The sequence below is a fragment of the Bailinhaonella thermotolerans genome (genome assembly GCF_003594875.1).
In the GTDB taxonomy this organism is placed as follows: domain Bacteria; phylum Actinomycetota; class Actinomycetes; order Streptosporangiales; family Streptosporangiaceae; genus Bailinhaonella; species Bailinhaonella thermotolerans.
This window is the reverse complement of the sequence record NZ_QZEY01000021.1, coordinates 148,809-160,066: the sequence shown is the minus strand read 5'-3', so window position 1 is coordinate 160,066 and position 11,258 is coordinate 148,809. Positions and strand designations below refer to the sequence as shown.

The following is an 11,258-nucleotide window of genomic DNA, read 5'->3' as shown; positions in this document are numbered from 1 at the left end:
TTCCCTGGCAGTGATCGCGCGCCCTGCAGGATTCGAACCTGCGACCGTCGGATTAGAAGTCCGGTGCTCTGTCCAGCTGAGCTAAGGGCGCTCCCGCCTAATTGTGCATGATCGGGGGAGTGTGGGGGTATCCGAGGGGGCCTGCGTGTCTCGGTGGGCGGGTCGCGGTGCGATCAGTATCGCGGATCTTCGCCGGGTGAGGGGGGAGAACGCGAGCTAGTGTTCGGCTTCGCGGGCCGGCGGGTCCTCGCCCTTGACCGCGTCGATCTCGGTTCCCTCCGTACGGCGGGCGGCGGCGGGGTAGTGGAGGTCGAAGGCGGGGCGGTCGCTGCGGATGCGGGGGAGCGAGGTGAAGTTGTGGCGGGGCGGGGGGCAGGAGGTGGCCCACTCCAGGCTGCCGCCGTAGCCCCAGGGGTCGTCCACCTGGACCTTGGGGGCGCGGCGCCAGGTGCGCCAGACGTTCCAGAGGAAGGGGAGGGTGGACAGGCCCAGGAGGAAGGCGCCGACGGAGCTGATCTGGTTGAGGAGGGTGAAGCCGTCGTCCGGGCCGTAGTCGGCGTACCGGCGGGGCATGCCCTCGACGCCCACCCAGTGCTGGACCAGGAACGTCGTGTGGAAGCCGACGAAGAGGGTCCAGAAGTGGACCTTGCCGACGCGGTCGTCGAGCATCTGGCCGGTCCACTTGGGCCACCAGAAGTAGAAGCCGGAGAACATCGCGAACACGACCGTGCCGAAGAGCACGTAGTGGAAGTGGCCGACCACGAAGTAGGTGTCGGTGACGGGGAAGTCCAGCGGCGGCGACGCCAGGATGATGCCGGTCAGGCCGCCGAACAGGAAGGTCACCAGGAACCCGATCGCGAACAGCATCGGCGTCTCGAACGTGAGATGGCCCCGCCACATCGTGCCGATCCAGTTGAAGAACTTCACGCCCGTCGGCACGGCGATCAGGAACGTCATGAACGAGAAGAACGGCAGGAGCACCTGCCCGGTGGCGAACATGTGGTGCGCCCACACCGCCATGGACAGCGCGGCGATGAGGATCGTGGCCCCCACCATGCCGGTGTAGCCGAACAACGGCTTGCGGCTGAAGACCGGGATGACCTCGGTGATGATGCCGAAGAACGGCAGCGCCACGATGTAGACCTCGGGGTGCCCGAAGAACCAGAACAGGTGCTGCCAGATCATCGCCCCGCCGGTCTCGGAGTCGAAGATGTGCGACCCGAGCTTGCGGTCGGACTCCAGCATGAGCAGCGTGGCCGCCAGCACCGGGAACGCCATCAGCACGAGCAGCGACGTGACCAGCGTGTTCCAGGTGAAGATGGGCATCCGGAACATCGTCATCCCGGGCGCCCGCATCCCGATGATCGTGGTGACGAAGTTGACGGCGCCCAGGATCGTGCCGAGCCCTGACAGCACCAGCCCCATGATCCACAGGTCGCCGCCGATGCCGGGCTCGCCCACGGTCGTCGAGAGCGGTGTGTACGCCGTCCAGCCGAAGCTCGCCGCCCCGTCGGGCGTGACGAACGAGCCGAAGACCATCAGCCCGCCGAACAGGAACAGCCAGTACGAGAACATGTTCAGCCGCGGGAACGCGACGTCCGGCGCGCCGATCTGGAGCGGCATGATCTCGTTGGCGAAGCCGGCGAACAGCGGCGTGGCGAACAGCAGCAGCATCACCGTGCCGTGGGCGGTGAAGAGCTGGTTGTACTGGTCGCGGCTGACGAACTGCATCCCCGGCGAGGCCAGCTCCGCCCGGATCACCAGCGCCATCACGCCGGCGAGCAGGAAGAACACGAACGAGGTGATCAGGTAGAGATGACCGATCACCTTGTGGTCCGTGCTGGACAGCCACGACGCGAGGATCGAGCCCTTGCGCGTGGGGGCCGGCCTGGTCGTCCGCGGGATCGTCGCCGCCACGGCAGCACCTCCAAAGAACGCGCCGCCCTCAACTATCCGCCCCGGCCCCCGCCCCTGCAAAGGCCCAACCGCCCGCCGGGAAAGCCCGGCCGCGTCCTCCCGGAAAGGCTCAGCCGCCCTCCTGCGAGGCCGACCGCACCTCCCGAGAGGCCGCTTGCCCCTCCCGGAAGGCCCGGCCGCGTCCTCCCGGAAAGGCCCGGCTCCGTCCTCCGGGAAAGCCCGGCCGCACCTCCGCCCGCCGTACGCCGGGGGACGGCGCGCGCGGGACCCCGGCGTACGACCGGTCAGTGGCCCTGGACGGCCTGGGGCTTGTAGGGCTCCTCCAGGTAGGCGATCTCCTCCGGCGTGAGCTCCAGCTCGGTCGCCGCGATCGCCTCCTCCAGGTGATGCGGCTTGGTCGCGCCGACGATCGGGGCGGTCACGCCCGGCTTGGCCAGGACCCACGCCAGGCCGATCCGCGCCCGGGACACCCCGCGCTTCTCCGCCAGCTCGCCGACGCGGTCGAAGATCGCCGGCTCGGCCGTGGCGTACCACCAGTCGATCATGCCGTCGGACTCGCGGCGGGTGGTGCGCTCCCCGGCGGGGCGCGCGAGCAGGCCGCGGGCGAGCGGGCTCCACGGCAGCAGGCCCACGCCCTGGTCGAGGCAGAGAGGGATCATCTCCCGCTCCTCCTCGCGGTAGATCAGGTTGTAGTGGTTCTGCATCGACACGAACCTCGTCCAGCCGTTCACCTCGGCGACGTGCTGGGCCTTGGCGAACTGCCAGGCGTACATCGAGGACGCGCCGATGTAGCGCGCCTTGCCCGCGCGCACGATGTCGTGGAGGGCCTCCATGGTCTCCTCGATGGGCGTGTGGTCGTCCCACCGGTGGATCTGGTACAGGTCCACGTGGTCGGTGCCGAGCCGCCGCAGCGAGGCGTCGATCGAGGCCATGACGTGCTTGCGCGACAGCCCCTGGTCGTTGGGCCCGCTGCCGGTGGGCCAGAACACCTTGGTCGCCAGCACGTAGTCCTCGCGCCGCGGGAAGAACTTGGGCAGCAGCCGCCCGGTGATCTCCTCGCTCACGCCGTCGGAGTACATGTCGGCGGTGTCGAAGAAGTTGATCCCGGCCTCGGCGGCGAGCCGGACGAAGGGCTCGGCCGCCGCCTCGTCGAGGACCCAGTCCCGCCAGGCCTTGTCCCCGTAGCTCATCATCCCGAGACAGATCCGGGAGACCTTCATGCCGGTCTTGCCAAGTCGCTGATAACGCATGAAGCCGTTCTACCGGGTCCGTCCCCCGTCCGCGCATCCGCCCCGCGCCCCGCCGATCCCGTACGCCCCGGGAGCCCGCGCCTCACGCCGTACGCCGGGAGCCCGCGCCTCACGCCGTACGCCAGGGAGGCGCGTGGCCCCCCGCCGTACGCCAAGGGAGTGCGCGGCCCCGCCGTACGCCCCTCGGGCCCGGAGGCGGGCCGTACGGCGGGAGTGGGGTTGACGAAGGACATCCGGAGGCGAATACTCGGCTCAGAGTATTCGGGGCCGAGGAGGCCGGACCGGAGTCGCTTGGGAGGCGCGGATGGTCGCACGCAAACGGGGCAATCCGCTCGCGCTCGCCGTGCTCGGGCTGCTGTGGGAACGGCCCATGCACCCCTACGAGATGGCGACCACGCTGCGCGAACGCGGCAAGGAGCACTCCATCAAGATCAATTACGGCTCGCTCTACACCGTCGTGCAGTCGCTGGAGAAGCACGGCCTGATCGAGCCGCAGGAGGTCACGCGGGAGGGCCGCCGCCCCGAGCGCACGGTGTACGCGCTCACCGAGCCCGGCGAGCTGGAGATGCAGAGCTGGCTGAGCGAGCTGATCGGCGTGCCGGTCAAGGAGTACACCTCCTTCGAGGCCGCGCTCTCGCTCATGGGCCTGCTCCCGCCGGACACCGTCGTCACCCTCCTGGAGCAGCGCCGGGAACGGCTGACGCTCACCCTGCACACGATCGAGTCCATGCTCCGCAAGCTGGACATGTCCCGCGCCTTCCTGATCGAGTCGGAGTACCACCAGGTGCTGCTGCGGGCCGAGCGCGACTGGATCGACGGGCTGGTCAAGGAGATCCGGGACGGCACCTTCGAGGACCTGGCCCTGTGGCGGCGGCTCCACGAGGAGCGCGACCGTGGATGAGGACCGGGCTCCCGCGGTCGCGCGGAGCCCCCACGACTCCGGCCGGCGCGCACGGCGCGGCCCGGCCGGCCGTGGCGTGACGCCGTACGGGAGCGGTGTGACGCCGTACAGGAGCGGTGTGACGCCGTACGGGAGCGGTGTGACGCCGCACAGGAAATGAAAGAGGCCCCGGCCGGTGCTGCAACACCGGGCCGGGGCGCAGAAGCGGTCCCGCGCGGGCGCGAGACGCTCCGTTCGCACGTCAAGCCTACGTGCCCGGGCGGGACCTCCGGCAACACGGAGGTTCACATGTCATCAAGGGCCGTCCAGGTCAGGGACCTGGTCAAGCGCTACGGGAAGGTCACGGCCGTCGACGGCCTGTCCTTCGAGGTCCCGGCCGGGACCGTCTTCGGGCTGCTCGGGCCGAACGGCGCGGGCAAGTCCACCACCGTCAAGATCCTCACCACCCTCGCCCGCCCGGACGCCGGGTCGGCGCTGGTGGCGGGAGAGGACGTGCTGCGCCACCCCGGGCGGGTACGGCGGGCCATCGGCTGCGTCACGCAGAAGGTCAGCGTGGACCCCATGGCCACCGGCCGGGAGAACCTGCTGCTCCAGGGCGCGCTGTACGGCATGCCCCGGCGCGAGCTGAGGAGCCGCGCGGACGAGCTGCTGGCGCGGTTCGGGCTGGCCGAGGCGGCAGGGCGCCCGGCCCGGACGTACTCCGGGGGCATGCAGCGCAGGCTCGACGTGGCCATGGGCCTCGTCCACCGGCCGCGCGTGCTGTTCCTGGACGAGCCCACGACCGGGCTGGACCCGGAGGCGCGGGCGGACCTGTGGACGGAGATCGCCCGGCTCGCCGCGCACGAGGGGCTGACGATCCTGCTCACCACCCACTACCTGGACGAGGCGGACAGGCTGGCCGCGCGCCTGGCGATCGTGGACCGGGGCCGCGTCGTGGCCGAGGGCTCCCCGGACGAGCTCAAGAGCGAGCTGCGGGGCGACGCCGTCCACGTGGACCTCGACGGGACCGGCTCGGTCGAGGCGGCGCTCGCCGCGATCGCGCGGGTCGGGGCCGTGCGGGACGTGGTGGCGGCCGGGCGGGCGCTGCACACGCGCGCCGACGACGGCGCCTCGGCGGTGCCGCACGTGCTCGCGGCGCTCGACGCGGCCGGGGTGCGGGTGGCGTCGGTGCGCGTGTCGCGGCCGTCGCTGGACGACGTGTACCTGCGGCACACGGGCCGGACCTTCGGCGAGGCGTCCGCTCCCGGGCACGCGCGTGAGGAGGTGGCGGCGTGAAGGCCCTCGCGGTCCATTCCGGGCACTTCACGATGCGGGGGCTCCGCGCGATGGCGCGGCAGCCCGCCTTCCTGGTCGTCTCGCTCGTGCAGCCCCTCGTCTGGCTGCTGCTGTTCGGGCGGCTCTTCGAGCGGGTCGCCGAGCTGCCCGGGTTCGGCGGCGGGTCCTACATCGCCTATCTCGTCCCGGGCGTGGTCGTCATGACCGTGGTCTTCTCCGCCGGGTGGGCCGGGATGGCGTTCATCGACGACATGGGCCGGGGCATTCTGGACCGGCTGCTGACGACGCCGGCGCGCCGGGGCGCGTTCATGGTCGGGACGCTGGCGTACCAGGCGTGCAGCGGCGTGGTCCAGGCGCTCGCGATCTTCGTCATGGGCCTGGCCCTCGGCGCGTCGTACGCCGGGGGAGCGGCCGGGGTGGCGGTCACGCTCGCGGCGGTGGTGCTGCTGACGGCGGCGTTCAGCTCGCTGTCGAACGCCCTGGCGCTGCTGGTGCGCACCCGCGAGTCGCTGATCGGCGCGTCGCAGTTCCTGGCGCTGCCGCTGACGTTCACCTCGTCGGCGTTCATGGCCCCGGACGCCGCCCCCGGGTGGATCCGGGCCGCCTCCGCGGTCAACCCGGTGGACTGGGCCGTCACCGCCTCCCGCGAGGCCCTGTCCGCGGCCCCCGACTGGCGGGCCGTCCTGCTCCGCCTGGCCTGGCTGGCGGCGCTGTCCCTGGTGCTCGGCTTCCTGGCCACCCGCGCCTTCCGCGCCTACCAGCGGTCCGTCTGATCTCGTACGGCTCCCGCCCGGCGGTCCGTCTGATCCCGTACGGCTCCCGCCCCGCCCGGGCGGGAGCCGTACGCCGCCGCCGGTCCGCGCCCACGGCGCTGAGCTGGGGCGATGCCCGGGGTGGGAAACGGGACGGAAAGAGACAGGGGCGCGGGGTGTGGGGGCGTGGACCGCGGGGTAGGAATGAGCGTTTAGGGTGAACCCTTATGTTCGTCCGGGTGCCTGGGGAGATTCCGCTTGGGGGCGGGGATGTGACCGAGGGCGTGGTGCGGGTCGGGGACACCGTGCGGCGGCCCGTGCGGGAGTCCACTCCCGCCGTGCACGCGCTGCTGCGGCATCTGGAGGAGGCGGGCTTCGAGGGCGCGCCCCGGGTGCTGGGGTTCGACGAGCGCGGGCGCGAGATCCTCACCTACGTGCCCGGCGTGACGGCGCTGCGGCCCATGCCCGCGTTCGCGGCCTCCGACGAGGCGCTGGCGGAGCTGGCGCGGCTGCTGCGGCGCTACCACGACGTGGTGGCCGGGTTCACGCCGCCCGAGGGCGCGGTGTGGGAGAAGGTCGCCTCGAACGACGACGCCGCCCCCGAGCTGATCGGGCACTGCGACGTCACCCCCGAGAACGTCGTCTTCCGGGGCGGGTCGCCGTACGCGCTGATCGACTTCGACATGGCCCGGCCCACCACGCGCCTGTTCGACGTGGTCACGACCCTGCGGCACTGGGCCCCGATCGCGCACCCCGCCGACCGCGACGCCGCCCAGCGCTTCACCTACGTCGGGCCCCGGCTGCGCCTGTTCTGCGACGCGTACGGCCTGGAGGACCGTTCCAGGCTGCTCGACCTGGTGCGGCTGCGCTTCGAGCGGTCCTACGAGGCGATGCGCGAGCGCGCCGACGTCCTCGGCGGGGCGTGGGCCCGCATGTGGGCCGACGGGGCGGGCGACCGCATCCTGCGCGCCCTCGACTGGTTCGACCGCAACCGGGACCGCCTCGATGCCGCCCTCTGACCTCCCCGGGGTGCCGCCCGCGACCGGCGCGCAGGCCCCGTCCCTTGCGTTTCGCCCGTCCCGGGCGCTGGGGCTGGTCGCCGGCATGGCCCTCGACGCCGTCCTGGGCGACCCCCGCCGCGGGCATCCCGTCGCGCTGTACGGCACCGCCGTCTCGGCGCTGGAACGGCGCGTCCACGCCGACTCCCGCGCCCGCGGCGCGCTCTTCACGCTGATCGCCGTCGCCGCCCCCGCCCTCGCGGCGGCCGCCGTCACCCGCTCCCACGGCACGCGGCGGACCGGCGGCCTCCCCTCTGAACCCGCGCGCGGGGACCGGCCCACGCGCGGGGACCGCGGCGGGCTCGGGTCCGGGTTCGGGGAGGTGGCGGCCGTCGCCGCCGCGACCTGGGCCGTCGTCGGCGGCGCCTCGCTGTCCCGCGAGGCCCTGGCCATGGCGGAGGCGCTGGAACGCGGGGACCTCGCGGCGGCGCGCGAACGGCTGCCGCACCTGTGCGGCAGGGACCCCTCGAAGCTCGGGCCCGAGGAGCTGGCGCGCGCGACCGTGGAGTCGGTCGCGGAGAACACCTCCGACGCCGTGGTCGCGCCCCTGTTCTGGGGGGCCGTCGCCGGGGTGCCGGGGCTGGTCGCCTACCGGGCGGTCAACACGCTGGACGCGATGGTCGGGCACCGGTCGGCGCGGTACGAACGTTTCGGGTGGGCCTCGGCCCGCCTGGACGACCTCGCCAACCTCGCGCCCGCGCGGATCACCGGCGTGCTCGCCGCGCTGGCGGCCCCGCTCGCGGGCGGGTCGGCGCGGCGGGCGCTCGCCGTCCTCCGGCGCGACGGGCACCGCCATCCGAGCCCCAACGCGGGCCGCTGCGAGGCCGCGTTCGCGGGGGCCCTGGGCGTGCGCCTGGGCGGGACCAACGTCTACGCCGGGCGCACCGAGCACCGCCCCGAGCTGGGCGAAGGACCCCGCCCCGGGGTCGCCGACATCCGCCGCACCGTACGGCTGGCGCGCGCGGTCTCCGCCGCCGCGACGGCCCTGGCGGCGGGCGCGGCCGTACTGCGATCACGAGAGGCGCGCGCCGCCGTACGCGCGCCGAGGAGGGGCGGGGCGTGAGCGTGCGCGGGGCGCTGCTCGTCGCGGGCACCACCAGCGACGCGGGCAAGAGCGTGATCACGGCGGGGTTGTGCCGGTGGCTGGCGCGGCGCGGGGTGCGGGTCGCGCCGTTCAAGGCGCAGAACATGTCGCTGAACTCGTTCGTGACCGCCGACGGGGCCGAGATCGGGCGGGCGCAGGCGATGCAGGCAGCGGCCGCCGGGATCGAGCCGTCCGCCGACATGAACCCGATCCTGCTGAAGCCGGGGAGCGACCGGCGCAGCCAGGTCGTGGTGCTCGGGAAGCCGCTCGCCGACGTGGACGCGGTGGGGTACGGCGCGTACCGCGACCGGCTGCGCGCGATCGCCCTGGAGTCGCTGGGCCGGCTGCGCGCGGAGTACGACGTGGTGGTGTGCGAGGGCGCGGGCAGCCCGGCGGAGATCAACCTGCGGGCGGGCGACATCGCCAACATGGGCCTGGCCCGGGCGGCGGGCCTGCCGGTGCTGGTGGTGGGCGACATCGACAGGGGCGGGGTGTTCGCGTCGCTGTTCGGCACGCTCGCGCTGCTGTCGGCGGAGGACCAGGCGCTCGTCGCCGGGTTCGTGATCAACAAGTTCCGGGGCGCGCCCGAACTGCTCGAACCGGGCCTGGACATGCTGCGCTCGCTGACCGGCCGGCCGGTGCTCGGCGTGCTGCCCTGGGCGGACGTGCCGGGCATGGACGTCGAGGACTCCCTCGGCCTCGCCGACCCCGTGGCGCTCGCGCCGTACGGCGGGCAGACCCTGCGCGTGGCGGTCGTGCGGCTGCCGCGCGTCTCCAACTTCACCGACGTGGACGCGCTGGCGAGCGAGCCCGGCGTGGTCGTGCGCTACGTGACCTCGCCCGGCGAACTGGACGACGCCGACCTCGCGGTCCTCCCCGGCTCCCGCGCCACGGTCTCCGACCTGGCCTGGCTCCGGGGGCGCGGCCTCGACCTGGCGATCGCCGAGCGCGCCAAGGCCGGGCGCCCGGTCCTGGGCGTCTGCGGCGGCTACCAGATGCTCGCCAGGACGATCCGCGACGAGGTCGAATCCGGCGCGGGCCTGGTCGAGGGCCTGGGGCTGCTCCCGGCCGACGTCGAGTTCGCGCGGGAGAAGACGCTGGCCCGGCCCGAGGGCGTGGCGTACGGCCGGCCGGTGGCGGCCTACGAGATCCACCACGGCCTGGTGACCCGCGACCCGGGCGCGGAGCCCTTCCTCGACGGTTGCCGGGAGGGCTCGGTCTGGGGCACGACCTGGCACGGCGCCTTCGAGAACGACGGTTTCCGCCGCGCCTTCCTCCGCGAGGTGGCGGCGCTGGCCGGCCGCGACTTCACCCCCGCCCCGGACGTCTCCTTCCGCGCGCTCCGCGAGGCCCGCCTGGACGCCCTCGCCGACCTGGTCGAGCGGCACCTCGACACCGCCGCGATCCTCCGCCTCGCCGAGTCCGGCCCCCCGCCCGGCCTCCCCTTCGTCCCGCCTGGCGCCCCCGCCTGACCACGGCCGCGCCCGGCCCGCGCCAGCCGCCCGGCCTGAGCCAGCCGCCCGGCCTGAGCCCGGCAGTGCGGCCTCGGCACGCGGCGGCGGGCGCGCGGGGTCAGGCGCCGGGGCCGAGGTGGGGGCGGGCGGCCGCGAGGAGTTCCAGCACGGGCTCCCGGGTCTCGCGGGCGAATGCGGCCTCGGCGGCCTCGGCGGCGGGCCCGCCCGTCAGCCAGGCGAGCACCACGGCGTGGCCGGGCGAGGAGCGGTCCCAGAAGGGGTTCGTGAGCCGTCCGCCGGACAGCTCCTCCGTCGCGAGGTCGTGCAGGTGCGCGATCGCCGCCTCGGTGGCGAGCGGGCGCAGGGCACGCAGGCGGGGACCGAGGTCCAGGCCGGTCGCGGCCAGGGAGCACAGCACCGTGCCGATCCCCGGCGAGGACGGGTGCCGCCGCAGAGTCTCGTCCCACCAGGCGTCCAGGAACGCGGTGACGGCCGCGCGCTCCTCGCCCGGCCACTCCGCCCATCCGGCCGCCGCCAGCCTGCCGAAGACGATCTCGGGGTCCGGGTAGCCGAACGCGTCCGCCGCCGCGCATTCGAGCAGCCGCGGCAGGAAGTACCGGAACTCGGCCTCGCCGCCCCAGGTGGTCAGGGCCTTGGCGGCGTATCGCGCCAGGTCCCCGGCGCCGATCGCCGCGACCGGCCCGTCGAGCAGGCGGCGGTCCTCGCCGGGCCCGGCGCAGTGCGGGCACCCGGGGACCCGCGCGGGCCTCGGCACCCGCGCGAACACGTCGTACAGGCGCCCCAGCGCCGCGTCCCAGCTCGCGCTCCGATCGGGCATCCGGTCATTATCGGCGCCGCGCCCCGGCCCCGCACCCCGGATTCACGCCGGACCCCGCGCGCCCGGGGGTCGCCGTCCTCCGCTCGCCGTACGGCCGCCGCGCGCTCCCGCCGTACGGCCCGGTCAGTCACGCTCCCGCCGTACGGCCCGGTCAGGCGGCGGCGCCGGAGAGGTAGAGCTTGGTGATGGTGTCCGCGGCCTCCTCGACGCCCAGGGCGATCAGGGGCTCGTAGGTGAGGGCGCCGACGATGAGGCTGCCGTGGAGGGCGCCGAGGTGGTCGGCGGGGATGTCGCGGCGCAGCACGCCGTCCTCCTGGCCGCGCCGGGCGAGGAGGTCCAGGCGGTCGCCGACGGCGCGCTCCTCCGGCCACAGGTCCGGGGCATGGACGCTGACGACCCAGTAGGCGCGCCCGACGGACAGGACCGCCCGGTTGGCGCGGGCGACCGCCTCGGGGACCGGCACGGCGTCGAGCCGGGCGGCCTCCAGGGCGCGCACGCATTCGGCCGCGGAGAAGCGGCCCAGCTCGACGAGGAGGTCCTCGCGGCTGGCGAAGTGCCGGTAGAGGGTGGCGCGGCCCACGCCCGCCGCGGTGGCGATCTCCGCCATGCCCGCGCGTTCGTGGGAGCGCAGCGCCGAGGCGGCGGCGCGCAGGATCCGCTCGCGGACGCCGTCGCCCGGGCGGGAATCGGTGATGCTCATCACCAGTTATCTTAGGTGAGACAAACGTG

Annotated in this window: 10 protein-coding genes and 1 tRNA gene; 6 read left to right on the top strand and 5 right to left on the bottom strand. The window is 74.1% G+C overall.

Features of this window, described 5'->3' with window-relative positions; genetic code table 11:
- Positions 1-17 precede the first annotated feature (17 nt).
- From D5H75_RS35220 to D5H75_RS35210, 3 genes are all read right to left on the bottom strand, one after another.
- A tRNA-Arg gene (locus D5H75_RS35220) sits at positions 18-91 on the bottom strand.
- Between the two features lie 125 nt (positions 92-216).
- Complete coding sequence (gene ctaD / locus D5H75_RS35215; RefSeq protein WP_119930918.1) at positions 217-1,917, bottom strand: aa3-type cytochrome oxidase subunit I; 1,701 nt, start codon at positions 1,915-1,917, stop codon at positions 217-219.
- A 284-nt stretch (positions 1,918-2,201) separates the two neighbouring features.
- Positions 2,202-3,167 (bottom strand): aldo/keto reductase, encoded by a 966-nt coding sequence (locus D5H75_RS35210; protein WP_119930917.1) that lies wholly within the window; start codon positions 3,165-3,167, stop codon positions 2,202-2,204.
- A gap of 304 nt (positions 3,168-3,471) precedes the next feature.
- On the opposite strand from D5H75_RS35210, the gene D5H75_RS35205 reads away from it, so the two are divergent.
- The 6 genes from D5H75_RS35205 (at position 3,472) to D5H75_RS35180 (ending at position 9,709) form a co-directional block, all read left to right on the top strand.
- Positions 3,472-4,068: a PadR family transcriptional regulator gene (locus D5H75_RS35205; RefSeq protein WP_119930916.1), complete on the top strand. Its 597-nt coding sequence runs from the start codon at positions 3,472-3,474 to the stop codon at positions 4,066-4,068.
- 288 nt (positions 4,069-4,356) lie between these two features.
- The gene (locus D5H75_RS35200) at positions 4,357-5,343 is read left to right on the top strand and encodes an ATP-binding cassette domain-containing protein (protein ID WP_119930915.1); all 987 of its coding nucleotides are present in this window, start codon (positions 4,357-4,359) and stop codon (positions 5,341-5,343) included.
- A complete protein-coding gene (locus tag D5H75_RS35195) occupies positions 5,340-6,116 on the top strand; it encodes an ABC transporter permease (protein WP_202638805.1) in 777 nt (258 codons plus the stop codon). Before D5H75_RS35200 ends, D5H75_RS35195 begins: the two co-directional genes overlap by 4 nt.
- A 218-nt stretch (positions 6,117-6,334) precedes the next feature.
- Complete coding sequence (locus tag D5H75_RS35190) at positions 6,335-7,114, top strand: phosphotransferase (protein WP_242454696.1); 780 nt, start codon at positions 6,335-6,337, stop codon at positions 7,112-7,114.
- Positions 7,101-8,216 (top strand): cobalamin biosynthesis protein, encoded by a 1,116-nt coding sequence (locus D5H75_RS35185; RefSeq protein WP_119930913.1) that lies wholly within the window; start codon positions 7,101-7,103, stop codon positions 8,214-8,216. Before D5H75_RS35190 ends, D5H75_RS35185 begins: the two co-directional genes overlap by 14 nt.
- A 2-nt stretch (positions 8,217-8,218) precedes the next feature.
- On the top strand, positions 8,219-9,709 hold the full coding sequence (locus tag D5H75_RS35180) for a cobyric acid synthase (protein ID WP_119930939.1): 1,491 nt from the start codon (positions 8,219-8,221) through the stop codon (positions 9,707-9,709).
- 100 nt (positions 9,710-9,809) lie between these two features.
- Here D5H75_RS35180 and D5H75_RS35175 read toward each other — a convergent pair whose 3' ends face one another.
- Together D5H75_RS35175 and D5H75_RS35170 are read right to left on the bottom strand one after the other, a co-directional pair.
- Entirely contained in the window at positions 9,810-10,529 is a 720-nt protein-coding gene (locus D5H75_RS35175) for a hypothetical protein (RefSeq protein WP_119930912.1), read from the bottom strand.
- Between the two features lie 151 nt (positions 10,530-10,680).
- Positions 10,681-11,229: a TetR/AcrR family transcriptional regulator gene (locus D5H75_RS35170; protein ID WP_119930911.1), complete on the bottom strand. Its 549-nt coding sequence runs from the start codon at positions 11,227-11,229 to the stop codon at positions 10,681-10,683.
- Between the last annotated feature and the right edge of the window lie 29 nt (positions 11,230-11,258).

What these genes read in the sequence shown, in the direction of transcription:
- D5H75_RS35210 (WP_119930917.1), bottom strand. Translation starts at nt 3,167, where the DNA reads ATGCGTTATCAGCGACTTGGCAAGACCGGCATGAAGGTCTCCCGGATC.
- D5H75_RS35205 (WP_119930916.1), top strand. Translation starts at nt 3,472, where the DNA reads ATGGTCGCACGCAAACGGGGCAATCCGCTCGCGCTCGCCGTGCTCGGG.
- D5H75_RS35200 (WP_119930915.1), top strand. Translation starts at nt 4,357, where the DNA reads ATGTCATCAAGGGCCGTCCAGGTCAGGGACCTGGTCAAGCGCTACGGG.
- D5H75_RS35185 (WP_119930913.1), top strand. Translation starts at nt 7,101, where the DNA reads ATGCCGCCCTCTGACCTCCCCGGGGTGCCGCCCGCGACCGGCGCGCAG.
- D5H75_RS35175 (WP_119930912.1), bottom strand. Translation starts at nt 10,529, where the DNA reads ATGCCCGATCGGAGCGCGAGCTGGGACGCGGCGCTGGGGCGCCTGTAC.
- D5H75_RS35170 (WP_119930911.1), bottom strand. Translation starts at nt 11,229, where the DNA reads ATGAGCATCACCGATTCCCGCCCGGGCGACGGCGTCCGCGAGCGGATC.